Raw genomic sequence first — 23,801 nt, 5'->3', positions numbered from 1 at the left:
TGGGCAGACATAGACAGCAGCGCAGCGGGAGGCCGCGCTGCCTTTAGATTACTTCAAGACTGCCAGGGCGGCCTCGTAGTTCGGCTCCTGGCCGATCTCCGGTACCAGTTCGCTGTACAGCACCTTGTCTTGCTCGTCCAGCACTACCACAGCGCGCGCGGTCAGGCCTTTGAGTGGGCCTTCAGCGATAGCTACGCCGTAGCGCTCGAGGAACTCACGGCCGCGCTGGGTGGAGAGGTTGACGACATGCTCCAGCCCCTCGGCGCCGCAGAAGCGCTTCTGGGCAAAGGGCAGGTCCGCCGAAATGCACAGCACGGTGGTGTTTTCCAGCTCATTGGCCTGGGCGTTGAAGGTCCGCACCGAGGTTGCGCAGGTGGGCGTGTCCACACTTGGGAAAATATTGAGCACCTTGCGCTTGCCCGCGAAATCGCTGAGGGACTTGTCACTCAGGTCGCCTGCCACCAGGGTGAACGCCGGGGCCTGACTGCCAGGCTGGGGAAGCTGGCCATCCACACGTACAGGGTTGCCTTTAAGGGTCACTTGAGCCATGAAAGAACGCCTTTCGTTGGGTTTGAGGGAAGCGGCGAGTTAAGCATGAATGGGCCAGGGCCTGCCATATAAGTCACGGATCAATACCGCCAACACACGCAACGACCGAGCATTGATCGGCGACCACTGGCGCAGTGACCCAACCGAACACCCCGCCATCAAGGCTGTCTATCAAGCCATCGCAACAAGCAATTAGACGGCATTGCAGGGAACACTTACCTTGCTGGTGCAAGGAGTGCTGAAACATTCGTCCTGGCGTACCCTTACCGGGCACGGCCAGGCGCCCTGCAAGCACTTTGCATTCATTCAAGCGAGGCACAGATGTCACCGCGGCACCTTACCGACAGCTTTGCCCGACGGGTCGACTACTTGCGTATGTCGGTCACGGACCGCTGCGATTTTCGCTGCGTGTACTGCATGGCCGAGGACATGGAGTTCCTGCCCCGTCAACGTATTCTCACCCTTGAAGAACTTACGGAAATCGCCCGGGCCTTCGTGGCGCTGGGCACGCGCAAGATTCGCCTGACCGGCGGCGAGCCCCTGGTGCGCGCCGGGATCGTCGAGCTGTGCGCCAAGATCGCCGCCCTGCCCGGCCTGCAAGAACTGTGCATGACTAGCAATGGCTCTCAGTTGGGCCGACTGGCCGCGCCACTGCGTGATGCAGGCCTCAGCCGCCTGAACATCAGCCTGGACAGCCTGGACCCAGAGCGCTTCCGCCAGCTTACCCGCACCGGTGACTTGAATCAGGTGATCGCCGGTATCGATGCCGCCAACGCGGCCGGCTTTAGCCGCACCAAGCTCAACTGCGTTGTGATGAAGGGCCGCAACGATCACGAGATCAACGACCTCGTGGGCTTTGCCATCGACCGTGGGCTGGACATCAGTTTCATCGAAGAGATGCCCCTGGGGGTGATCACCGAGCACAGCCGCGCCGAGGCGTTCTATTCCAGCGACCAGGTGCGTGAGCGCATCGCTGAGCGTTACACCCTGGTACCGGCCACCGACACCACCCATGGCCCGTCTCGCTACTGGCGCCTGGCAGAGGCCCCGCAAACACGCATCGGGTTTATTTCGCCCCATAGCCATAACTTCTGCGCCACCTGCAACCGGGTGCGCCTGACCGTTGAAGGCCGGTTGTTATTGTGCCTGGGCAACGAGCATGCCGTAGACCTTAAATCCGTGCTGCGAGCCAACCCTGGCCACCCTGAGCGGCTGGAAAACGCCATCGTTGACGCCATGGCCCTCAAGCCGCTGCGCCATGACTTCACCCTGAACGACGACGTGCAGGTGGTACGCTTTATGAATATGACCGGCGGCTGATGGGGCGAGCGGGGCCCTGACGCACTGCCAAGCGCAACGGATGTGCTTTCCCCTCGCCTATGCATTAAAATACTGGCCCCGCTCGCCATGGCACCCGCCGCCGGCCACCCAGGAACCCACCGATGGAACATCGTGAAGCGCTGACCGCGCTGCGCAGCTTTCTCTCTACCCAGATCCTTGGCCAGGACAAACTGATCGATCGTCTGCTGATCGCGCTGCTTGCTGACGGCCATATGTTGGTGGAAGGCGCGCCGGGCCTTGCGAAAACCAAAGCCATCAAGGAACTGGCCGAGGGCGTGGAGGCCGAGTTCCACCGCATTCAGTTCACCCCGGACCTGCTCCCCGCCGACATCACCGGCACCGAGATCTATCGCCCGGAAACCGGCAGCTTCGTCTTCCAGCAGGGGCCGATCTTCCACAACCTGGTACTGGCGGACGAAATCAATCGGGCCCCGGCCAAGGTGCAGTCGGCCTTGCTCGAGGCCATGGCCGAGCGCCAGGTGAGTGTGGGCCGCAGTACCTATGACCTGTCCCCGCTATTTCTGGTGATGGCCACGCAGAACCCCATCGAGCAGGAAGGCACCTACCCCTTGCCCGAGGCCCAGTTGGACCGCTTTCTGATGCACGTGAAGATTGGTTTCCCGGAGGCGTCCGTGGAGCGGCGCATTCTGCAGCAGGCCCGGGGCGAGGCGCTCAACGGGGAAACCAAGCCCGAGCGGCGGGTAAGCCAGCAGGCGATCTTTGCCGCGCGCAAGGAAATTTTGGGCCTGTACATGGCCGACGCGGTTGAGGAATACCTGGTGCAGCTGGTGATGGCCACACGCACCCCGAGCAAATACGACAGTGAACTGGCTGAGTGGCTGGCCTATGGCGCCAGCCCACGGGGGTCGATTTCCTTGGACCGCTGTGCACGGGCCCATGCCTGGCTGGCCGGGCGGGACTTCGTAAGCCCCGAGGACATCCAGGCGATGATCTTCGACGTGTTGCGCCACCGCATTATCCTGTCCTTCGAGGCCGAGGCCGCCGGGGTCGATCAAGACCGGGTGATCCAGCGCATTCTCGACGTGGTCGCCGTGGCCTGAGCCAGCCCTGATGATCAGACCCGCCGCCGCCAGCGTCAGTGTCAGCCTCGCGCAACTTATCGAGATGCGTCACCGCGTGCGCGAAGTGCAATTGTTTTCCCGGCCCGGCCAGCGCAGCCCGCTGATCGGCCTGCACCACTCCAAGCTGCGCGGGCGGGGCGTGGACTTCGACCAGGTGCGGGTGTACCAGGCCGGCGACGACGTGCGCAACATCGACTGGCGGGTCACGGCCCGTACCCAGGAACCCCATACCAAGCTGTTCCATGAAGAGCGCGAACGGCCGATCTTCATTTTGGTGGAGCAGAGCCGCCAGCTGTTCTTCGGCTCGGCCCTGGCGTTCAAGTCCACCCTGGCTGCCCAAGTGGCCGCGCTGTTCGGTTGGGCCACCCTTGAGCACAACGACCGCATCGGCGGCTTGGTCTACGGGGACCAAGAACACTACGAGATCAAACCTCGGCGCAGCAAACAGAGCCTGTTGCAACTGCTCAACCGCCTGGCCAAGGTCAATGCCGCCCTCAACACCGACAGCCTGCCTGCGCCAGACCCTCTGGGCAGCGCCTTGCGCAGGGCTCGAGAAGTGCTGCGCCCGGGTAGCCTGGCCATCATCATTTGCGATGAGCGCGCCCTGGGCGATGGCACCGAGCAGCAACTGAGCCTGCTGGCCCGCCATTGTGACCTATTGCTGCTGCCCATCAGCGACCCCATGGACCATGCCCTGCCTGTTGCCGGCGTGCTGCGTTTTGGCCTTGGGGCGGGGTCACTGGAAATCGACACCAGCGACGCCGAACTGCGCCGGGGATACAAAGCCCTGGCCGATGCCCGCAAGGCCCACTGGGAACGCCTGGCGCATAAACTGGGTGTTCTGGTGCTGCCACTGAGCACACGCGCGGACGTCGTCGACCAATTGCGCGAATACACCAGCAATCGGCCCAAACCCGGCGCCAAGGCAAGCCCCGCGCCTGTATCGAGCCCCACCCCATGAGTGCTCTGCCCGGCCTGCAGCCGCTGATCGAGCCCGCGCCCATCAGCCTTTGGCCCTTGGCCCCCGGTTGGTGGCTGCTAGGCGGGTTGCTGTTGATCATAGCGGTAGCCGCCCTTTGGGCATGGGAGCGGCGGCCCGCCCCTGAGCCTGAACCGGAAGTCGCGCCCCCTGGCGAAGGTGAGCACGCCATCGACCCCGTTCGCGCTGAAGCCCTGGCGGAACTGGCGCTCATGCCCCGGCCTTACGACGGCGCGCCCGCTGGCGCCTGGCTGCAACAACTCAATGCGTTGCTCAAGCGCATTTGCCGCAACCACTACCCCAATGCCCACAGCCATACCCTCAATGGCAGAAAGTGGCTGGCGTTTTTGGATAACCGCTGCCCGGCCGCGGGCCTGACCCGCTGGATGATCCTGGTAGAAGGGGTGTACCGCCCCGAGTGCAAGCTCGACGACAAAGCCATCAACGGGCTCTATCAGGCAGTGGACACCTGGATACGCAAGCATGCTTGACTTCGCCTGGCCGCTGATCGTCATGCTGCTGCCCTTGCCGTGGCTTATGCGCAAGGTATTGCCGCCGGCCAGCGGCACTGAACAGGCATTGCAAGTAGGTTTTCTGGACGAGCTGGCCACCCTGAGCCGCCGCCGGGTGAGCCTGGGGCTACCCGGCTGGCGCCAACAAGCACCCTACGCCTTGATATGGCTGCTGCTGGTGTTTGCTTGCGCCCGCCCGCAATGGTTGGGCCCACCCCTGCCCTTGCCCGCCAGTGGCCGGGACTTGCTGGTGGCGGTAGACGTATCAGGGTCGATGGATTACCCGGACATGCAGTGGCAAGGCGAGAATGTCAGCCGCTTGACCCTGGTCAAGCACCTACTGGGAGACTTTCTGGAAAACCGCGAGGGGGACCGGGTGGGCTTGATCCTCTTCGGCAGCCGCGCCTACGTACAGGCCCCACTGACCTTTGATCGGCGCACGGTGCGTAGCTGGCTGGACGATGCCCAGGTTGGCATTGCCGGGCAATCCACCGCCATCGGCGATGCCATTGGCCTGGCGGTCAAGCGTCTACGCCTACGCCCGGCCGACAGCCGGGTGCTGATCCTGGTGACCGATGGGGCCAACAATGGCGGCCAGATCCAGCCGCTGGTGGCGGCACGTTTGGCGGCGATCGAACACGTGCGCATCCATACCATCGGCATCGGCGCCGACCCTCGGGCTTCCATCGCCAATGCCGCCCAGGGCCCAGGCCCGGTAAGCGACCTGGACGAAACGGCTCTCAAGGCCATCGCCAGCGCTACGGCGGGCGAGTATTTCCGTGCTCGGAACGGTAAGGACCTTCAGCGCATTGGCCAGGCCCTGGACCGGCTAGAGCCGGTGAACCAGGCGCCCACCCGGGTTCACCCCGTGCGGGAGCTATACCACTGGCCGCTGGCCGCGGCGGTGCTGGTCACCGCGCTGCTGGTCGCCAAACGCCTGCTGCCCATGGCCCGGCGCCTGGCGCGTAGCAGCAAGCTGGGCGCCTGGGCAGTGGCCATGGGCGCTCGGCTGGGCCAGCGAGGCAGGCGCCCATGAGCGAACTATGGCCCCACTGGGCACGCCTGGGTTGGTTTGCTGCCTGGCCGGTAATGGTTTGCCTGTGCTGGGCGCTATGGCTGCGCCGGCGGCGTACTGGGCGCTGGCAGGCATTGCTGCCTCGCGGCTTTCACGCCACCTTGCTGCGTGGCGGGCAAGGGCGGGCCGAGCACTGGCCGCGGTTGCTGCTGGGCGCGGCGGCGCTGCTGGCAGGCTTGGCCTTGGCAGGGCCCGGTTGGCAGCGGGACCAGCAGGTAGCCCCGCGCCCTGACGACCCGCTGGTGATCATGTTGCAACTGACACCCAGCATGCTGGCCAGAGACGTTTCGCCCGACCGCTTGAGCCAGGCCCGACGCAAAATCCTCGACCTGCTGCAACGCCGTGGCGATGCGCCAACCGCCATCGTCGTGTACGCGGGCAGCGCCCATACCCTGGTGCCGCTGTCCGACGACCAGGCTACCATCAGCAACCTGCTGGCTGCGCTCAAACCTTCATTGATGCCGGAGCCTGGGCAACGGGCAGACCTGGCCATGCGTCAGGCCCTGAGCTTGCTGGCCCAGGCCGGGCAAGGCCCGGGGCGTTTGCTGTTGATCACTTCGGCGGTCGAAGACGCCGAACGAGATGGGCTGATGCATTGGCTGGGCCGACACGGCCCGCCGCTATCGATACTAGGGGTAGGCAGCGCCGAGGGTGCGCCCGTTACCCTGGAAGACGGTGAACTACTCAAGGGGCCGAACGGCGCTATCGAGGTACCACGGCTGGACGCCAACGGCCTTGATCGCCTGGCCAGCCAGGCCCGGGGCCGCTATCAGACCGCTGCGTTAGGCAACCATGACCTGCGCGCCCTGGGGCTGCTGGACACTGCGCGTGGCGCGTTCGCCAGCGATGCCAGCCAAGCCCCACCCATGGACCGCTGGGCCGATCAAGGCTATTGGCTGCTATTGCCACTGCTGGCCATCGCCGCCCTGGCCGGCCGCCGTGGCTGGTTGCTGTGCCTGCCACTGCTGCTGGCACTGGGCGGGCTACCTCGGTCGGCCTATGCCTTCGAGGCGGCAGACCTGTGGTGGCGCCCGGACCAACAGGGCCAACGCCTGCTGGTCGAAGGCAAGCCAGCCTTGGCCGCGCAACACTTTGCCCATTACCAGTGGCAGGGCATTGCGCTGTACCGGGCGGGCCAATACGCCGAGGCCGCCAAACGCTTCGCCCAAGGCGATAGCGCCGCCGACCATTACAATCGTGGCAACGCGCTGGCCCAAAGCGGCGCCCTGGAGCCTGCGATACAGGCCTACGAGCAAGCGCTGGAGCGTGACCCTGGCCTGGGCGTGGCCCAGCATAACCGCGCCTTGGTGCAAGGCCTGCTGGAGGCGCGTAACGCCGAGCAAGTGGCCACGGCGAACCCTGCCACCGGCGAGGCGGCACCACAGCGGCTCCCCGAAAGTGAGCACCCTGGCGATAGCCAACAGCCGGATGCCACTGGCGCGCCCTCTGCCGATAACGGCCCAGGAGGCGCGGCCGCGGCTGGCATGGCCCCTACCCCAACGGCCCAAGGCACGGGTGACGGCGCCGCAGACACACCCCCTAGCGATGCGGGCGGGGCCACCGAACTCAACGAGCCGCCAGACGACGAACAACGGGACTCGCTGGAGCAATGGCTGCGACAGATCCCGGACGATCCGTCAGAATTGCTGCGTCGCAAATTTTTGTATGAACAGCTGCAACGGCAGGAACCCACCCCATGACTCGGCGCTTCGCCTTTTTACTCTGCGGCGTGATCGCCCTGCTGCCACTGCCAGCGGCCGCGGCCTCGCTGTTGGCCAGTGTCGACCGTACACGCCTGGCGGTGGGCGAAACCTTTGAGCTGACCTTGCAAACCAGTGATGTGACCCTGTTTGGCCGGCCCGACACTGCCCCCCTGCAGGCGCGGTTCGAGGTAGGCGACGTGCGCCAGGTCAACCAATTGGCCAGCCTGGCCAATGATCAAGGGCCCAGCACGCGCTGGATCATCACCCTGACCGCGCGGGAAAGCGGCACCCTTACCTTGCCAGCGCTGAGCGTAGGCGCGCTGCGTAGCCAACCCATCAGCGTGCAGGTGCTTAACGCGGACACCCCCGCTCAAGCGGCCCAGGCACCGGTCTTTATCGAAGCGGCGCTCGACCAGCAAGAGGTCTACGTACAGGCGCAGTTGGTGCTAACCGTGCGGGTGTACCACTCGGTGGCGCTCTATGACGACAGCAGCTTCTCCACGCCAACCATCGCCGATGCCCGGGTGGCGGCCCTGGGTAGCCGCCGCACCTACGAAAAAGTCATCAATGGCGTGCGCCATGGGGTGATCGAAACCCGCTACATGCTCTATCCCCAGCGCAGCGGCGAATTGGCCCTCCCTGCCTTGATATTCACGGCGACCACCGTGGAAAATGACGACACCGGCAAACCCCGCGCCGGAAAGCAGGTGCGGGTCAGCTCTGCCCGTATGCGCGTACAGGTGCTGGCCAAGCCGGCGCTTTATCCGGCGAGCGCCACCTGGCTCCCTGCTCGGGGCTTGAGCCTTACGGAAAGCTGGAACCCTTCTCCCGATCAAGCGCGAGTGGGCGACTCGCTCACCCGTACTCTCACCCTCAAGGCCGAGGGGCTGTCCAGCGCACAGTTGCCACCCTTGCCCAACGGCAGCCTAAGCAGCGTGCGGCGTTACCCCGACCAGCCACAGCTAAGCGATCAAAGCGCCGAGCGCGGGTTGGTGGGCAGCCGCCAGGAACGGGAAGCGCTGGTGCCTGTACGGGCGGGCAGCATCGAATTGCCGGCGGTGGACGTGGTGTGGTGGAACACCCTCGAAGACCACCTGGAACACACCAGCCTGCCCGCGCGCACCTTGCAGGTCAGCGAGCGCCCGGACGCCCCGGCAGACCCTGCCCCAGCGCCCGTGGCCCTTGCGCCGCGCCTGGTATGGCCCTGGCAGGCGGCCACCGCCGTGCTGCTCTGTACTACCCTACTGGGCTTTGGCCTGTGGTGGCGCGCCCGCTCTCGCCCCGCGGTGGCCAGGGTCGCCATGGCCGGGCCAGGCTCTCGTGGGCTGCTCGACGACCTCAAGCGCGCCTGCCAGAACAACGACCCCCAGGCCACTCGCCAGGCCCTGGATGCCTGGGCCCGACAGCAACCGGAAACCCTTGCGCAACTGGCCGCCCGCTACCCGGCGTTGTCCGACGCCTTGGACGCGCTCAACGGCGCGCTCTACAGCGAAGCCGGCCGCTATTGGCAAGGCGCGCCGCTCTGGGCCGTGGTGAGCAGTATTCCTACCCACGGGCACACCGACCGTGACGCGGAGGAAAACCTCCCTCCGCTTTACCCTAAATAGGACCGAGGCCCCCATGCGCTTACTGCACACCTCTGATTGGCACTTGGGCCAAAGCCTGCACGGCCAGGACCGGGACTACGAGCACCAGGCCTTCCTTACCTGGCTGCTGGCCCGCATCCTGGCGCTGCGGCCCGACGCCTTGCTGATAGCCGGCGATATCTTCGACACGGTCAACCCGCCCCTCAAGGCTCAGGAGCGGCTGTACGACTTTATCGTCAACGCTCACGAAGCCTTGCCCACACTTACCCTTGTAATGATTGCCGGCAACCATGATTCCGGCTCACGGATCGAGCTGCCCGCCCCGCTTATGCGCAGGCTGCGTACCCACGCGTTGGGTCGGGTGCTATGGCTTAACGATGGCGAGCTGGACAGCGAGCGCCTGCTGATCCCCCTGAGCGACGCCAGCGGCGCAACCGCTGCCTGGTGCCTGGCTTTGCCGTTTTTGCGCCCGGCGGAGGTTACCGGGCCGCACCTGGGCGACAACTACCTTAGCGGGATCGGCGAGGTGCATAAGCGCCTGATCGCCGCCGCCAATCAGCGCCGCCAGCCCGGCCAGCCACTGATTGCCATCAGCCATGCCCATATGGCAGGCGGCGCGGTGTCTCTGGATTCGGAGCGCAGCCTGGTGATCGGTACTGCCGAAGCGCTGCCAGCCAGCCTGTTCGACGACAGCGTGGCCTACGTAGCCCTGGGGCACCTACACAAGCCCCAGCAGGTCAATGGCGAGCAACGCATACGCTATAGCGGCTCGCCCATTCCGCTGTCGTTCTCCGAAGTGGACTACCCCCACCAGATTCTCCAGGTGGACTTCACTGGCGATCAGCTGCAAGCGGTGCAAAGCCACCGCGTACCGCGCGCCGTGGACTTGCTGCGAGTAGGCCCGGCACGGCTCGACGAGGTGCTGGCGCGGTTGACCGCCCTGCCTGCTCCGGACCTGCTGGCCAGCGTGGTGCAGCACCCATGGCTGGAAGTGCGAGTGGTGCTTGATGAGCCTCAGCCTGAATTGCGCACCCAGATAGAACAGGCACTGGCCGGCAAGGCTGCCCGCCTGGTGCGCATTGCGGTGGAGTATCAGGGGCGCGACGCCAACCAGGAAGGCCCGGCGCTGGAACAGCTTGAGCAACTGAGCCCCGAGCAAGTGTTCAGCCGGGCTTGGCAAGAGCAATACGGCAGCGCCGTGGATGCCGACACCCTTGAAGACTTTCTGCTGCTGTTGCAGGAAGAGCAGCAGGAGCCTCAGCCATGAAAATCCTCGCCATTCGCCTGAAGAACCTGGCCTCTCTGGCCGGGCCCGTGGTGTTGGACTTCACCGCCGAACCTTTGGCCAGTGCCGGCCTATTCGCTATCACGGGGCCCACCGGAGCGGGCAAAAGCACCTTGCTCGATGCCCTGTGCCTGGCCCTGTTCGGCGCGGTGCCCAGGCTTGGCTCCACTGGCCGTGACGCCAAGGTGCCCGATGGCGAACACGAGATCGCCACTGGCGACCCTCGCAACCTGCTGCGCAGAGGCGCGGGCATGGGCTATGCCGAGGTGGATTTCATCGGCGTGGACGGCGTTCGTTACCGCGCCCGCTGGGAAGCCAACAGGGCCCGGGATAAAGCCGGCGGCAAATTGCAGCCCAGCCGCCAAACCCTGCAAGACGTGGACAGCGAACGCCTGCTGGCAACCCAAAAAGGCGAGTATCGGCCCCTGCTTGAAGCCCGCCTGGGGTTGAACTTCGAGCAGTTCACCCGTGCGGTGCTGTTGGCCCAAAGCGAGTTCAGTGCCTTCCTCAAGGCCGATGACAACGAGCGCAGCGAGCTGCTGGAAAAACTTACGGACACCGCCCTGTACAGCCGCCTGGGCCGCCGCGCCTACGATAAAGCCCGCGGCGCTCGCCAGCAGCTCGAAGCCCTGCAGGCCCAAGAGGGCGCGTTCGCTGCCCTGGACGACAACGCCCGCCTCGCCCTGGATAGCACCCTGGGCACCGCTCGCCAGGCATTGACTACCGCCCAGGCCCAGCGCCGTGCGCTGGAAAGCCAGCAGCAGCATCAGCGCGATGGCCTTCGCCTGGCCAGCGAAGCCCAAGCCGCGGAGCAAGCATTGACCGCTGCCGACCAGCAGTGGCAACAGCTAGAAAGCCAGCGCCACGACCTGACCCACCTGGAGGCGCTGGCGCCCCAACGCCCGTTGCTGGAACGGCAAAAGCGCCTGAGCGAACAACTGCGTACGCTCACCCTTAGCCTGGCCGAGGCCAGCGCTGACGTCGCCGCCAGGCAGCAGGCGGCCGGAGGGGCACAGAGGGGCCTGGATGCCGCCCAGGCAACCCTTGAAACCGCCAGCACGGCCCAGGCCACTGAAGCGCCAGCGCTGCGCCTGGCCTTCGAGCAGCACAGCGCGCTGCGTCATCTGGAGCAGCAACTCGCCCCCTTGCAGGCCCGCCAGGCCCAGGCCGAACAGCAGTACAGCGAAGCAGAGCAAGGCCTGGCGCAGTTGACCCAGGCCCAGCAGGAAAGCACCGAAGTGGCCCGGGCCATCGAAGCCCGCCTCGAAACCAGCGCCCCCCTTGCCCGCCTGGCCAATGCCTGGGAGGCCTACCAGCCCCGCTTGCAGCAGTTGGTCAAAGGCGCGGCCCGCAAGGCACAGTTGGCCAACGAGCTACCGGCCTTGCGCCAAGCCGCCGACACCGCGCGTGAGCGCCAGGCCAGCGTACAAGCCGGGCTGGACGAGCTTAATGGCACCCTGGGCGACACGAAGGACCTGGGCGAACGCCTACAACTGCTGAGTGGGTTGATCCGTGATAACCGGGGCGCCTTGGAAGGCCTTGGCGCACTGGAAGAGCACTGGCGCCGCTGGGCCGAGCTGGAGGAGCGGCATAGCGAACTCAACGCTCAACGACAGGCGCTGGCCGAACAGCGCCAGGCACGGACCACCGAGGGCAAATCGGTGAGCGCCGAATACCAAGCCGCCAGCCAGGCCTTGGATGTCACGGTGCAAGTGCTCGAACGCCAGCACCTGGCTCGGCTGCGCGCAGGCTTGGTGCCTGGCCAAGCCTGTAGCGTGTGTGGCAGCCTCGACCACCCGGCGCATCGCCAAGGGGTTGATACCAGCGCCATAGCCCAGGCCCTTGAAACCCAGGACCTTGAGGAAATCGAAGCCGCCCAGGCCAAGGTCCAAGGGCTGTCCAACCGCCTGGCCGAGCTGCGGGCAGAAGTGGCCGCGGTGATCGAACAGCAGAAGCAGCTCAGGACCCAACAGCAGCGCCTGGACGCGCAACAGCTGGCCGCCCTGGAAGCCCTCAAAACCCTACCGCGCCACGATGAACTGCTGGCCACGCCCGCACCGCGCCGCCAGGCTTGGCTGAGCGAGGCCCTGGGCAGGTTGCGCCAGCAAATCCAGGACGATGACGCCCAGCTCAAAACGTTGCTGGGGGCCCAGGCGCAAACCACCGCGCAGTTGGAGCAGGCTCGCCAGGCCCGCCAGGCCCTGGACGAAAGTGCCCGCGCCCTGCACTACCACCAAGAGCAACTACAAGGTGAAGAGCAGCGTTTCGATGAAGAGCTTCACGCCTTCGCCACCCTGCTACCGGAGGACCGGCTCCACAGCTTGCGTACCGCGCCTGGGCACGCATTGGCGGACCTCTCCAGCGCCCTGGATCAACGTCTGCGCCTGCTGGAACAACAGCAGGCCCAGGCGCGGGCCCAGGAGCACCGCCAGCAGCAGGTCCAGATCGCCGAGGCTCAACTCAAGGGCTTGGCCCAGCAGCGGGAGGGGTTGTGGGCCGACGTGCACGCCTTGGGCCAGCAGCGCGAACACGCCAAGGCAACGTTGGCAGAGCACTTGGATGGCAGGGCCAGCGCGGATGCCTGGCAGGCTCAGCTGGAGCGGGCTGTAGCCACTGCGCGCACAGGCCACGCCGAGGCAAGCACGCAACTGCAACAGGCCCTGAGCAACGCTCAGGCCGCTCGCTCGCGCCACCAGGCCCTGCTCGACCAGCAGCAGAGCGCACAGGCAGAGCTTGCCGAACTGGAACCCGCCCTGCTGAGTTGGCGTCAGGCTCACCCGCAACTGAGCAATGGCGAGCTGGAACGTTTGCTGGCCCTAAGCGACAGCGCGGTGAGTGCCTTGCGCGGCCAGATCGCTCAAGCGCATACCCGGCGCGAACAAGCCGAGGTGCTGCTACGCGAACGCCAACAGCAGCTTCAGGCCCATCAAACACAGCCCGGCACCCACGACCTTAGCCCCGAGGCGCTGACCGAGGCACTGGCGCAAGCCAACGCTGAGTGCGAACGCCTGGAACAGGCCTGCGCCGAAGCCCGCGCCGCTCAACTTGAAGACGACCGTCGACGCCAGGCGCGCGAGGCCCTGGCCGCGCAATTGGCTCAGGCCCACGCCGAGCATCGCCGCTGGGGGCGGCTCTCGGCCTTGATCGGCTCGGCTGAAGGCGACCGCTTACGCAAGATCGCACAGGCTTACAATCTGGATTTGCTGATACGCCACGCCAACGCCCAGCTAGTGCAGCTGGTGCGCCGTTACCGGCTCAAGCGTGGGGGTAGCGCCCTGGGGTTGCTGGTGGTGGATACGGAAATGGGCGACGAAGTGCGTTCAGTGCATTCGCTCAGCGGCGGTGAGACCTTCCTGATGTCCCTGGCCTTGGCGCTGGGCCTTGCCTCGATGGCGTCCAGCACCTTGCGTATCGAGTCGTTGTTTATCGACGAAGGCTTCGGCAGCCTGGACCCAGAATCCCTGCAACTGGCCATGGACGCCTTGGATAACCTCCAGGCTCAAGGCCGCAAGGTGGCGGTGATCTCCCATGTACAGGAAATGCACGAACGTATTCCGGTGCAGATTCAGGTCAAGCGGCAGGGCAATGGCTTGAGCGAGGTGACGGTGGTGCCCTAGCGGCTAAAACGGCACCTATCCCGTGTAGGCGCTAGCGCCAGCTAGCGAAGAGACGGCACAATAAATGCCGCAGTGTTCGCCAGCTCCGGTGGCTCCTACAGCAGATGAAAGATCACATTTTAGGCGCCAGAAACTTCAAATCCGCCGGTGACTCCTGCTTGTAGCGTTGGACCGTACGGCCCAGCAGGCCAGTGTTCGGGTCGCGCTCGATGACCACGATTTCATTGCTCTTCTGGTTGGCCACCAACATAAAGCGGCCCGTTGGGTCGAGGGTGAACTCCCGTGGGTGATCCCCATCCACCGAGCGGCGCTGTACCGGTTTGAGGCCGCCTTCAGAGTCCACGGCGTAGACCACCAGCTCATTGACCGAGCCCCGGTTGGCGACATACAGGAACCGGCCATCTGCCGAAGCGTGTAAGCCGCCCGCCGCGCCCTTCACAGGTTTTTCCCCAGGGGCCAGGTCCTGCAGGTTAGTGCGAACCAGAGTGCCTGCCTGCCAGCGTAGGCTGGCGACCTGGGCTGGCATCTCCAGGGTCAGCCAGGCATGTTCGCCGCTGGCGTCGAACAGCAAATGCCGTGGGCCGCTACCTGGGGGCAGGTCTACCGACGCGGGGCTGGCCGGGGCCAAGGGCACCTTGGCGTTGGGCTGATAACCGTAGATCATCACTTTGTCCGCGCCCAGGTCGCACACGTACAGATAACCCCGGTTGCTGACCGCCGAGTGCACATGGCCGCTGGCCTGGCGCTCTGGGTCCACCTTGCTCGGGGTGTGGCGCTTTTCTTGGGCCACCTCGCCCAGGGCGCCCTCTTCGCTCACCGGCACCGCCGCCAGGCTGCCGCCGGGCTGTGGGTTCACTGCATAGTTGGCCACGAATAAAAAGCGCTCGTCCTCGCTCAGGCTGGAGTGGGTAGGTTCATGGCTTTTGGTTTCTACCTGGTTGATCAGAGTCAGCTCATGGCTGGCCGGATCGATGCGGTAGCTGCTCACGCGGCCGACTTCATCTTTTTGCCCTGGGCCATTTTCGTTAACCACGAACAGCCGGGTCTGGGCTTTATTCAGGGTCAGCCAGGAAGGGTTATGGGCTTTGATCACCTGAGCCGGAGTGGACGAAAGCTGCCCGGTCTGGCTGTCAAAGCGCAGCCGGTACAGGCCTTCACTTTGGGCTTGGGTATAGGTGCCCACCAGCACATCATAGCTAGCGGCCGAGGCTAGGGTGGAGCCGACAGCGGCGGCTCCGGCAAGGGTTAGGGACATCAGTACTCGCAGCATCAATAATCTCCAAGGTGCAGACCGTCGCCGCGCGCAAAAGTTGAAGCCCAGACGACCTACTGCTTTATACGTGGTCTTCGTCTTCTTCGGCAGAAAAGGCGTCGAGCAAGCGTAATCGATGCTCGGTATCGGCTGCTTGAATGTTCCATTCATCAGGGATAGCCAGGGGCGTGGCGGCAGCCACTTGATCTGGGGTAAAGGCCCAGCGGCGTTCCCTGCTGCCGTCCATGCAGGTGATGGTCAACCCACCCTCTTCATCAAGTTCGAGGTCGAATGCGTAAAGGTCATCGATCATCACCATGTCAGTGACCTCAAGGGCTTGAACCAATGGGTGGGTCATGGGCGGCTCCAGAATAAGAAAACGCCCATTGTACTGGGCGCTGCCCGTGCGCGCTTGTTAAAGCACCCCGACCCCACCCGGTTGAAACACCGCTTCGGCCGGGCTGATGCCGTTGACCAAGGGCTCGCCAAAGGCCTCAAGGCTCACCTCGAAGCGGTCGCCAGGCCTGGCTTGAATGCCATCGGCGAAGGACAAGGTGGCGGTGCCGAAAAAATGCACGTGCACATCCCCGGGGCGCAGGAACTGGGCGTATTTGAAGTGGTGGTATTCGAGGTTCTCGAAGCTATGGCACATGTTGGCCGCGCCGCTCAAGAATTCCTTCTCCCACAGTACTTGCCCGTTCCGGTGGATACGGCTGGTGCCGGCCAGGTGTTCAGGCAGCGCCCCGACCCGCAACTCTGGGCCGAAGGCACAGGCGCGCAGCTTGGAGTGGGCCAGGTACAGGTAATTCTTGCGTTCCATTACATGATCGGAGAACTCGTTACCCAGGGCATAGCCCAGGCGATAGGGCCGGTGGTCCGGGCCGATCACATACAGCCCGGCCAACTCAGGCTCTTCGCCCGCGTCCTCGGCGAAGGGTGGCAAGGGCAAGGCCGCGCCAGGGCGCACAATGATCCCGCCGTCGCCCTTATAGAACCACTCTGGCTGAACGCCCGCCTCGCCTGCCGGCGGCTTGCCCCCTTCCACGCCCCACTTGAAGATCTTCATGCTATCGGTGATCGCCGCGTCGTCGTTGGCCTGCTGGTGCATCTTGTCTCGGGTCGCGGCGCTGCCCAGGTGAGTCAGGCCGGTACCGGTCACCAGTACATGGGCCGGGTCCGGGTGGTCCAGCGGTGAAAGAATGCGCTGCTCGTCGAGCAACAGCCGGTAGCTCAAGCGCTCGCCACGGCCGTATTGCGCCGCCGCCGCCTGGCTGGCCAGGTCACGACCCTGGGCGATGGCGTCCAGGGCCAGTTCGCGGGTACTGCCCACGCCCTCCAATACCTGCACTTGGTCGCCGTTTACCAGGCCAACACGACGCGCACCATCGGCGGTTTGTAATTGTACTAAGCGCATAAGGGTCTCCTAAGGATTAAGGGCGAGCGCTGGCAGCGAAGGCTTGCGCAGGCAGCGCGTGACGCCGCTCCAGCACGCGATAAACAATAAAGGTCAGTACCAGGCCGAACAGCAGCACGCCGGTAAGGAAGTACAGCCCACTGGCCAGCTCGCCCGTGGCCTGCTTGAGCGCCCCCACCACAAACGGCCCCAGGTAACCGCCCAGGTTGCCTACCGAGTTGATCAGCGCAATGCCCGCCGCCGCGCTGGCGCCAGCGAAGAAGCGCCCTGGCAGCGTCCAGAACACCGCCGTGCAGGAGAACAACGCGAAGGCCACCAGGCACAGGGCGGCCAGTTGCAGCATGGGCGCGGCGAACCAGGCGGCGCCGAACATGCCGGCGGCGCCCAACACATAGAGCACTGCCAAATGGCCATAACGGTCGTTGAGCCGATCGGAACTGCGAGGCACGATCAACAGCCCAAGGATGCCGAAGCCATAAGGCACCGCCGACACGAACCCAGTCGTCAGGTCGCTGCCGCCAAACTGTTTGATCAGGGTCGGCAGCCACAACCCCAGCCCGTAGATGCTCAGAGTGACCGGCAGGTAAAACAACGCCAGCAGCAGCACTCGACCATCCTTAAGCGCCTTGAGCGGGTTGCCATGGCGGGTTTGCCCATAGTCACGCAGGTCTTTTTCCAACTCTACGGTAAGCCAGGCCTGTTCTTCGGCGCTGAGCCACTTCACTTGACCAGGGCCGTCGGGCAACCAGCGCAGCACCGGCCAGGTCAGTAGCACCGCGGGGGTACCAATGACGATAAACAGCCATTGCCAACCGTGCAGCCCCAGTATCCCCTCCATGCCCAGTAGGCCGCCGGACACCGGGCCGGTAATCATCATGGCGATAGGTTGGGAAAGGATAAACAAGCCCAGGATCTTGCCCCGGTGGCGTACCGGGAACCATTGGGTGATGTAATACAGCACGCCTGGAAAGAAGCCTGCCTCGGCCGCGCCTAGCAAAAAGCGCATCACATAGAAACTGTAGGGCCCCTGAATGAACGCCATGCCAATGGTAATGGCGCCCCAGGTGATCATGATCCTGGCGAACCAACGGCGCGCGCCAAAGCGCTCGAGCATCAGGTTACTGGGGATTTCAAGAAGGAAGTAGCCAATGAAAAACAGCCCGGCGCCCAGGCCATAGGCCGCGTCGCCAATGCCGATGTCCGCGCCCATATGAAGCTTGGCGAAGCCCACCGCAGAGCGGTCCACGTAGGCAACCAGATAGAGCAATACGAGAAACGGAATCAATTTCCACGTAATGCGCCGAATAAGCCCAAGTTCCTGGCTCATGATGACGGTCTCCAGCTTGTTGTTGTTATGAACCTGTCTGGCATGCGGGCTAGCGGCACATAAAGGCCGAAACGCGCTCAGGGGTAAATCGACTATATAGTATTACTATTTAAGCAACAAGGCCTTCCAATATCCCGAGAAGCAGCCTATTTTAATGGCCAGCGATGCCATTAGTCTTACAATAAGAGAGCCTGACATGTCTGACAAAAAACCCTCCCTGCGCTCGGCCCAATGGTTCGGCACCAACGACAAAAATGGCTTTATGTACCGCAGCTGGATGAAAAACCAAGGCATCGCCGACCATCAATTCCACGGCAAGCCCATCATCGGTATTTGCAACACCTGGTCTGAACTCACCCCCTGCAACGCCCACTTCCGCCAGATCGCCGAACACGTCAAGCGTGGCGTGCTGGAGGCGGGAGGCTTTCCGGTGGAGTTCCCGGTGTTCTCCAATGGTGAATCCAACCTGCGCCCTACCGCCATGCTCACCCGCAACCTGGCCAGCATGGACGTAGAAGAAGCCATTCGCGGCAACCCGGTGGATGGCGTAGTGCTGCTCACCGGCTGCGACAAAACCACTCCAGCGCTGTTAATGGGCGCTGCCAGCTGCGATGTACCGGCCATCGTGGTGACCGGTGGGCCGATGCTTAACGGCAAGCACAACGGCCGTGACATAGGCGCGGGCACCATCGTGTGGCAGATGCACGAAGCCTATAAGGGTGGCCTGATCGGCTTGGACGAATTCCTCTCCGCCGAAGCCGGCATGTCCCGCTCCGCCGGTACCTGCAACACCATGGGCACGGCCTCGACCATGGCCTGCATGGCCGAATCCTTAGGCGTGTCCCTGCCCCACAACGCGGCCATCCCAGCGGTGGATTCACGCCGCTACGTGCTGGCGCATATGTCCGGCATGCGCGCGGTGGAAATGGTCAAGGAAGACCTGCGCCTGTCCAAGGTGCTTACCCGAGCGGCCTTCGAAAACGCCATTCGGGTGAACGCAGCCATCGGCGGTTCCACCAACGCGGTGATTCACCTTAAAGCCATTGCCGGGCGCATGGGCGTGGCCCTGGACCTGGACGACTGGACCCGCGTGGGCCGTGGCACCCCTACCCTAGTAGACCTGCAGCCCTCGGGGCGCTTCTTGATGGAAGAGTTCTATTACGCGGGCGGCCTACCTGCCGTGCTGCGCCGCCTGGGTGAGCACAACCTGCTGCCTAACCCAGAGGCGCTGACCGTCAACGGCAAAAGCTTGTGGGAGAATGTGAAGAACGCGCCCATCTATGGCAAGGATGAAGTGATCCGCGCCATCGACAACCCATTGGTGGCCGACGGTGGCATCTGCGTACTGCGCGGCAACCTCGCCCCCAACGGCGCGGTGCTCAAGCCCTCCGCCGCCACCCCCGCGCTGATGCAGCACCGAGGGCGGGCCGTGGTGTTCGAGAACTTCGAAGCGTACAAGGCGCGGATTAACGACCCGGCCCTGGACGTAGATGCCACGTCGATTCTGGTAATGAAAAACTGCGGGCCCAAGGGTTACCCCGGCATGGCTGAAGTGGGCAACATGGGCCTGCCCGCCAAGTTGCTGGCCCAGGGCGTGACGGACATGGTGCGCATTTCCGATGCCCGCATGAGCGGCACGGCCTATGGCACGGTGGTGCTGCACGTAGCCCCTGAAGCTGCTGCCGGTGGCCCGCTGGCCGCGGTGAAAGAAGGCGACGTTATCGAACTGGACTGTGCCAGCGGCCGCCTGCACTTGGATATCAGCGATGAAGAACTTCAAGCGCGCCTGGCGGACTGGCAGCCGGAAAAAAGCAATTTGATCCCTGGCGGGTATCGGCAGCTGTATATCGAGCATGTGATGCAGGCTGATCAGGGGTGTGACTTTGACTTCCTAGTGGGTTGCCGAGGGTCAGAGGTGCCGCGGCATTCGCATTGAGGCAGCACAGTTGCCGAAGGCCGATCGACCCCTCGGCAACTGCTCACCGCTAGCACCGAGGCGTCAGCCGATTTTCTGAGCGTAGTTCTTGCGAACGTGCTGGTTGATGTAGGTGGTTAAGCCTTTGCCCCGCTTGGCAAGGCGCTGCATTTCCCGCACGGCTGCGGAGCCTGGCCGCTGGGCGTCGTACACGTACAGCGTAGGACGGTCGACGAAGCGTAGGGTAATACTGTCTCCATCGATAAGGTAGGCCACCACGCCGCTACTCCCCTTTGGGCCACCGTAGGGGTGCATAGCCCCTACCTGCTCCGCTGTAGGCCCAGCCCCAGGTGCGGGTTCCGCCCGTGGGCGGGTGCCCTCCTCGGCATCCTTGATGGCGCGGTTTACTTTTTTTAGCCAACTGGGAAAGCTTTCCTTTTTTCTGTGAGGATTTTTCTTTCTAGTGAACTGCTCCTGCTGGCTAAGGTAGCCTTTTTCCCAATCCACGCGGTTGATGTTTGGCATTTTCTCAAGATATCTGCTAGTTGCTTTCAAGCCACTGCCTCGATTCGACCACATCGCCAACTCGGCGATAAAGCCGAGATTCGGGTCTTCCCTGCTTAGTTCACCCGGGCCATTAGGGTTCTTTTCAGCAGCCTTCATCGCTCGCTCGACTTCTATCATAACCTCGTCCAGCCGTTCTTGGTCGGCTTGGTCAATCAATACATAATGTCGCATGAGCGCTGCATCAATTAAATCCTGATCAGGTGTATTTTTAAGCGATCCCGGGTTATTCAGGGCGGCGCTGTAAATAGCATCTGCCTTGACTTTGGTCAGGTGCTGAGCAGCTACGTCAGCATCCAAAATCTTTCGAAAATACGTTTGCGCCCTTATGTTTTCGCTGGATTTTCGCGTATCGTGTTGCATACTTCCAAACGCCAAACCGCTATTTCCGGTGGAAAAACTTGATTTGTACGGATTGGTTCGTGCGACCTCTCCACTCTTCACCGCTAGGAATACGTATTTCTTCAGAAATTCTGCCGTAGGTGCTGTTCTTACTTTATTTGATTGCCCTTCGGTTTTCTCGCTCATATATAACTTCCTTGATAGGTACAAACAGACTGACAGGCCTGCTTAACCCTAGTGTGCGCGCCTGGTTGCCTACCATTCAGGCTGAAAAAATTCCTATTGCAGCGTACCCGCCAAAATTTTTTTGTAACTGATAGCAGCTATATTTCTTTTTATTAATGCTTGAAGCTCCTGTTACCTTGGTACACATAGTGTCGCAAAGTCAGCAAGATTAAGTCTTTGCTGTAAACAATAACCGTGCTTAAATATTTACCATCACCTACCTGAAATACATCAATGAAAAGACTTTCCTATATCCTTGGTGTCATGCTTTCAACATCAACCATAGTTGATAAAAGTGAGGCATCAGCTTTTTATAAAAAGCGTGGCTACTCGCTTGAAAAGCTTACCGAATCAAGTAAAAAGCAAGCTTTTGATCAATTAAGATCAATAAATTTATTTCAGCATATGCGAGGTCCCGAAAAGAAATGCACAACCGTTTATAGTCTGTCTAACCCTGAGGGGCAGAGGGTGGGCTACGGTGCAATCTGCGTAACAAATAACAGGTATCGGAGGGATTTTTTCTGCTGGGATGCTTCTGGGGAGCACTTCGGCTATGCGCCCAATGGTTACGATGCCGGCCCCGATTGGATCGCCGACAGCATCCTCCATGGTTGCGGTGGAGAATTGGTGATTGAAGCTGGTAATCGCAAGCAAGGTGCGGAGGTCGATACGAGCCCCCCAAGGGATGTATGGAAGCTATCGCCGCTTGGCTGGGGGAAGCGACGACCGGTTATGACCATGCTGAAAACTGATATTGAATACTATGGCTTTAGCATCCCTCTAGCTTATTGCGAAAACACACGTTATATAAGCCTTGGCTGGGACAGAAACACCCACTACGCGACCATCTGCGAAGTTGACGAGACAGGAAAAGAAGCCTTGATATGCTTCGATAACCTGGAAGGACATTTTGCACTTTTCACCCGTTATCAGGACACATCCGAGTGGGTTATAAACACCATTTACAGGCATTGCTGGGCAGAGTATGACTCACTTGTTATTTTCTAAATAGCTTTACCTGACATGAGTGTAATTTCTGCTAACACACAGCAACAGCGAAGTTTCGAGCCTTGAGCCTGTCGAAAGCAGTGTGCGCTAGGCGCTTGGCTTGGATGCTATTGATAAGCTGGTGCCGTGCGTCGCATTTTGGATAGCTCGGTTGCTTTCGCTTGATACACACATAGTGTCGCAAACACAGCAACCTCAAATCTTTCCTTGTACTGAAGCGCTATGCTTAAATTTTTACCACCATACCCCCTCCAAAGCGCCGCCATGAAAAGAATTTCGCACGCCCTAATTGCCATTTTTTCGATATCAGTCATTGCCAGTGAACATGAAGGGCTTGCCTATTATTACCAACTCAACTACAACCTAAACAAAGTCCCAGAAAAAGACAGGCCAGAGGCATTAGAAGCTCTTGGTTCGATCAGGGAATTCCGACGCATTCAGGGCCTTACCGAAAGTTGTGAAACTGTTTATCACTTGACTGACAATACCGAGCAAACTGTGGGCTATGGTTCCATTTGTAAAACCGCCAAAAAAAACCTCAAAGGGTTTTTTTGCTGGGATATGGCAGGCCAGCACTTTGGCTATGCCATTAAGCCCCAGAGCGCAAGTGTTGACTGGATAGGTGACAGCATTCTCCACGGCTGCGGCGGTGCACTGGTGCCAATACCGGATTATAGAGACAAGATCGACGACTTTGAACTGGTTCCTAGCACGGATGGCTGGGCTCTGCCGGAAGTTGGCTGGGGGGAAACACGCCCAGTTAGAGCTATGCTGGATTCGGACTTGGAACGCTTAGGCTTCGACATAGATCCGAGCTGCGAAAAAATCCGCCTGCTTAGCCTTGGCCCGGAGGGGAATGACTATTATGGAGCAACCTGTAAAATCGACAATGCTGGTAACCAAGCGGTAATCTGCTTTGGCAACCCTGAAGAGTCCTTTGGACTCTTCACGCGTTACCGGGATAACTCCAAGTGGACCGAACTTACCCTCTATAGATTTTGTTGGGCCGAATAGGTATCCCCCGCTTGCGCCTGCAAACCGCAAACCACACTAACACTATGAAACTTTAAACATGAAATTAGCCTTTTGCTTTTTCACCGCCCTGCTCGCCCCATCAGCCATGGCCGGGTTTCTTGACGAAAAACCATCCTACCCGCAGGCCGGCTATTCCTTAGAAAAAGTCCCGCAAACACATAGGTCAACGGTGCTAGCTACGCTGAGCTCAAATCAAGAGTTCAAACGTATGCATGGCCTCTGGCGAAGTTGTGAAACCATTTACCACTTGACCGACTCAACAGAGCAAAGTGTCGGTTATGGCTCGATCTGTAAAACCAGCCATGAAAACCTCAAAGGCTTTTTTTGTTGGGATGCCACCGGCCAACATTTTGCCTATGCACGAAAGCCATACGGGGCCGAAAGTGCATGGATAGGTGACAGCATCCTTTATGGGTGTGGAGGGATGTTGGTGCGTGATGCGAATTATGCTGCTGGTGACGCTAACCCTTTGGACGAATGGATCATGCCGGAGCTTGCGCTGGGCAAAAAGCGGCCAGTTTTAAGCATGTTGAAATCAGACATCGAACATCTTGGCTTCGATATACCTTTAGGCACCTGCGATAAAATACGTGTGCGCTGGCTGGGAAGAGAGAAGAACACTGCCTACGGCACTATTTGCGAAATCGACGACAGCGGTAAGAAAGCGCTGATCTGTTTCGATCATTTTATCGGGCACTTTGGCTTGTTTACCCGTTATCACGATGCGTCGAATTGGGTGGAACATACTATCTATCGGTTTTGTTGGGGAGGTTAATTGACCATCCCGGCTGAGACATGATTAGCCATGGTTAGTTTCCCATGGCGCATCCCTATACTCTGCCTTTAAGCCTTTTTGTCTGCGCTTAAAAGATCCGGATACCAGAACCCTGCATCATACGCGATAGTTACTAAGTGTAGTGGTCAACAATTCCCGGACACAGAATTAAGTTTTTCTTCTGCTACAGCCGGCGGTACGAAGCCGTTGTGCTG

General features: G+C 61.6%; 19 protein-coding genes. 13 read left to right on the top strand and 6 right to left on the bottom strand.

Annotated features, from left to right (window positions below):
* Positions 1-48: 48 nt before the first annotated feature.
* Entirely contained in the window at positions 49-549 is a 501-nt protein-coding gene (tpx, locus tag ACWKV4_RS17030) for a thiol peroxidase (protein WP_483833279.1), read from the bottom strand.
* Positions 550-870: 321 nt separating this feature from the next.
* On the opposite strand from tpx, the gene moaA reads away from it, so the two are divergent.
* The 9 genes from moaA to ACWKV4_RS16985 all read left to right on the top strand — a co-directional run bounded on the left by moaA (position 871) and on the right by ACWKV4_RS16985 (position 13,729).
* Positions 871-1,869: a GTP 3',8-cyclase MoaA gene (moaA, locus tag ACWKV4_RS17025; protein WP_483833278.1), complete on the top strand. Its 999-nt coding sequence runs from the start codon at positions 871-873 to the stop codon at positions 1,867-1,869.
* Positions 1,870-1,991: 122 nt separating this feature from the next.
* Complete coding sequence (locus tag ACWKV4_RS17020) at positions 1,992-2,951, top strand: AAA family ATPase (RefSeq protein WP_483833277.1); 960 nt, start codon at positions 1,992-1,994, stop codon at positions 2,949-2,951.
* Positions 2,952-2,961: 10 nt separating this feature from the next.
* Positions 2,962-3,933 (top strand): DUF58 domain-containing protein, encoded by a 972-nt coding sequence (locus ACWKV4_RS17015; protein WP_483833276.1) that lies wholly within the window; start codon positions 2,962-2,964, stop codon positions 3,931-3,933.
* A complete protein-coding gene (locus tag ACWKV4_RS17010) occupies positions 3,930-4,442 on the top strand; it encodes a DUF4381 domain-containing protein (protein WP_483833275.1) in 513 nt (170 codons plus the stop codon). The genes ACWKV4_RS17015 and ACWKV4_RS17010 overlap by 4 nt, the downstream gene beginning before the upstream one ends.
* Positions 4,435-5,499, top strand: a complete 1,065-nt coding sequence (locus tag ACWKV4_RS17005) for a vWA domain-containing protein (protein WP_483833274.1) — start codon at positions 4,435-4,437, stop codon at positions 5,497-5,499. Before ACWKV4_RS17010 ends, ACWKV4_RS17005 begins: the two co-directional genes overlap by 8 nt.
* On the top strand, positions 5,496-7,238 hold the full coding sequence (locus ACWKV4_RS17000) for a VWA domain-containing protein (protein WP_483833273.1): 1,743 nt from the start codon (positions 5,496-5,498) through the stop codon (positions 7,236-7,238). The genes ACWKV4_RS17005 and ACWKV4_RS17000 overlap by 4 nt, the downstream gene beginning before the upstream one ends.
* Complete coding sequence (locus tag ACWKV4_RS16995) at positions 7,235-8,848, top strand: BatD family protein (RefSeq protein WP_483833272.1); 1,614 nt, start codon at positions 7,235-7,237, stop codon at positions 8,846-8,848. Before ACWKV4_RS17000 ends, ACWKV4_RS16995 begins: the two co-directional genes overlap by 4 nt.
* 13 nt (positions 8,849-8,861) lie before the next feature.
* Positions 8,862-10,094 carry an exonuclease SbcCD subunit D C-terminal domain-containing protein gene (locus ACWKV4_RS16990; protein ID WP_483833271.1) on the top strand — a complete coding sequence of 411 codons (1,233 nt, stop codon included), beginning with the start codon at positions 8,862-8,864 and terminating at the stop codon, positions 10,092-10,094.
* On the top strand, positions 10,091-13,729 hold the full coding sequence (locus tag ACWKV4_RS16985; protein WP_483833270.1) for an AAA family ATPase: 3,639 nt from the start codon (positions 10,091-10,093) through the stop codon (positions 13,727-13,729). The genes ACWKV4_RS16990 and ACWKV4_RS16985 overlap by 4 nt, the downstream gene beginning before the upstream one ends.
* A 112-nt stretch (positions 13,730-13,841) precedes the next feature.
* Here the strand turns inward: ACWKV4_RS16985 and ACWKV4_RS16980 are convergent, their stop codons facing one another.
* The 4 genes from ACWKV4_RS16980 to ACWKV4_RS16965 form a co-directional block, all read right to left on the bottom strand.
* Positions 13,842-15,002 (bottom strand): lactonase family protein, encoded by a 1,161-nt coding sequence (locus tag ACWKV4_RS16980; protein WP_483833269.1) that lies wholly within the window; start codon positions 15,000-15,002, stop codon positions 13,842-13,844.
* 61 nt (positions 15,003-15,063) lie between these two features.
* Positions 15,064-15,339: a DUF5629 family protein gene (locus tag ACWKV4_RS16975; RefSeq protein WP_483833268.1), complete on the bottom strand. Its 276-nt coding sequence runs from the start codon at positions 15,337-15,339 to the stop codon at positions 15,064-15,066.
* Between the two features lie 57 nt (positions 15,340-15,396).
* Complete coding sequence (gene araD1, locus ACWKV4_RS16970; RefSeq protein ID WP_483833267.1) at positions 15,397-16,395, bottom strand: AraD1 family protein; 999 nt, start codon at positions 16,393-16,395, stop codon at positions 15,397-15,399.
* Between the two features lie 16 nt (positions 16,396-16,411).
* Positions 16,412-17,722, bottom strand: coding sequence for an MFS transporter (locus ACWKV4_RS16965; protein ID WP_483833266.1), 1,311 nt, complete (start codon positions 17,720-17,722; stop codon positions 16,412-16,414).
* Positions 17,723-17,918: 196 nt separating this feature from the next.
* Here ACWKV4_RS16965 and ACWKV4_RS16960 point away from each other — a divergent pair, with 196 nt between their 5' ends.
* Positions 17,919-19,658: an IlvD/Edd family dehydratase gene (locus tag ACWKV4_RS16960; RefSeq protein ID WP_483833265.1), complete on the top strand. Its 1,740-nt coding sequence runs from the start codon at positions 17,919-17,921 to the stop codon at positions 19,656-19,658.
* A 63-nt stretch (positions 19,659-19,721) separates the two neighbouring features.
* Here ACWKV4_RS16960 and ACWKV4_RS16955 read toward each other — a convergent pair whose 3' ends face one another.
* Positions 19,722-20,729, bottom strand: coding sequence for a hypothetical protein (locus tag ACWKV4_RS16955; RefSeq protein WP_483833264.1), 1,008 nt, complete (start codon positions 20,727-20,729; stop codon positions 19,722-19,724).
* Between the two features lie 273 nt (positions 20,730-21,002).
* Between ACWKV4_RS16955 and ACWKV4_RS16950 the strand changes: the two genes are divergently transcribed.
* The 3 genes from ACWKV4_RS16950 to ACWKV4_RS16940 all read left to right on the top strand — a co-directional run bounded on the left by ACWKV4_RS16950 (position 21,003) and on the right by ACWKV4_RS16940 (position 23,586).
* On the top strand, positions 21,003-21,776 hold the full coding sequence (locus tag ACWKV4_RS16950) for a hypothetical protein (RefSeq protein WP_483833263.1): 774 nt from the start codon (positions 21,003-21,005) through the stop codon (positions 21,774-21,776).
* Positions 21,777-22,040: 264 nt separating this feature from the next.
* Positions 22,041-22,790 carry a hypothetical protein gene (locus tag ACWKV4_RS16945; protein ID WP_483833262.1) on the top strand — a complete coding sequence of 250 codons (750 nt, stop codon included), beginning with the start codon at positions 22,041-22,043 and terminating at the stop codon, positions 22,788-22,790.
* Positions 22,791-22,848: 58 nt separating this feature from the next.
* Positions 22,849-23,586, top strand: a complete 738-nt coding sequence (locus tag ACWKV4_RS16940; RefSeq protein ID WP_483833261.1) for a hypothetical protein — start codon at positions 22,849-22,851, stop codon at positions 23,584-23,586.
* The last annotated feature ends 215 nt before the right edge of the window (positions 23,587-23,801 follow it).

This window comes from Pseudomonas artemisiae (assembly GCF_057128685.1).
Note: the sequence above shows the minus strand (reverse complement) of the source record. Positions and strands in the feature narration are given on the sequence as shown.